The sequence below is a fragment of the Streptomyces phytophilus genome (assembly GCF_013870535.1).
GTDB lineage: Bacteria > Actinomycetota > Actinomycetes > Streptomycetales > Streptomycetaceae > Streptomyces > Streptomyces phytophilus.
In genome coordinates this window covers 1-1,242 of record NZ_JACBXC010001547.1, presented here as the reverse complement: position 1 = coordinate 1,242, position 1,242 = coordinate 1, and the positions used below count along the sequence as shown (strand labels likewise).

Sequence of the window (1,242 nt, the reverse complement as noted above, 5' to 3'; positions counted from 1 at the left end):
ACCGCCCCGGTCGACCCCGCCCCGCCGGAGGCCCCTCCCGAGCACCCCGCCGCGAAGGGCCGGCCGGAGGGCCAGGAGCTGGACGAAGAGGCGTACGACTGGGTCCGCCCCGGCGGGTTCACCGACGCCGAGTGCGCGCTGCCGTACGTGATCGGCCTGGACGTCAACGCCGCCTTCGCCGCGGCGGCGAACCGGCTGACCGTCGGCCTGTGCGCCCCGGTGCACACCGACGGCCCCCGCTTCGACAAGAAGATCCCCGGCTCCTGGTACGCCGACCTCTCCCACATCGACCTGGACCCCCGCCTGCCCAGCCCGTTCACCCCCACCGGCGACCGCCCGGCCGGCCCGGCCTGGTACGCCACCCCCACCGTCGCCTACGCCGCCGAACTCGGCCACCACGTAGCCCCGCTGGAAGCGTGGCTGCGCCCGGAGTCCGGCGCCTACCTGGACCCGTGGTACGAGCGGCTGCGCGACGCCTACCTGGCCACGATGGCCGACCTCGGCGTCACCAAGGACCTCACCGAAGCCGCCTTCCTCCAGGCGATGGCCGGCCACAAGGAGACCGACCCGGCCGCCGCGGCGGTGCTGTCCGCGGTCAAGGCGACGGTCAAGGGCGGCATCGGCAAGCTCCGCGAACGCGCCCAGGGCAAGGCGAGGTTCCGCGCAGACCAGCGGTGGGCGGCCCTGGAACGCCCCACCTGGCGGCCCGACATCCGCGCGGCGGTCATCGCCGCCGCCCGGGTCAACATGCACCGCAAGATGACGAAGATGGCCGCCCACGGCCGCTACCCCATCGCGGTGCTCTCCGACTGCGTCGCCTACCCCGCCCCGGGCCCGTCGCCGCTGGAGCTGCTGCCCCGCACCCCCGAAGGAAAGCCGGCCCCGGGCGTCTTCCGCCTCGGCGTCTCACCGGGCATGACCAAGGTGGAGGGCGTACGCGACCTGTGGTGGGCCGCCGAGATCATCGAGCAGGGCTTCAACCCGGCCCGGCACCTCAAGGACGACCCCACCCGCGACGGGGAAGAGTAGACGATGGCGACGATCGGCGAATCCCTCGAAGCCGCGCTCCAGGCCACCGCCACCCGCCCCATCCCCACCGGCCCGCAAGCCCGCATGAGGTTCCTCGTCAAGGCCGAGCGAGGCTCTACCCGAGCCGCCGCGCAACGCCTCGGCTGCTCCCAGCGCCAGGTCGAGCGCTACCTCGCGGGGAAGGCCCGGCGCCCCACCCCGCGACTGGCCGCC

At 74.6% G+C, this 1,242-nt stretch carries 2 pseudogenes; both read left to right on the top strand.

The annotated features are described in order from the left end of the window. Positions 1-1,029, top strand: a pseudogene (locus tag H5J30_RS34120) (telomere-associated protein Tap); the annotation flags it as partial. Between the two features lie 3 nt (positions 1,030-1,032). Next, positions 1,033-1,242 (top strand): annotated as a pseudogene (locus tag H5J30_RS34115) (telomere-protecting terminal protein Tpg); the annotation flags it as partial.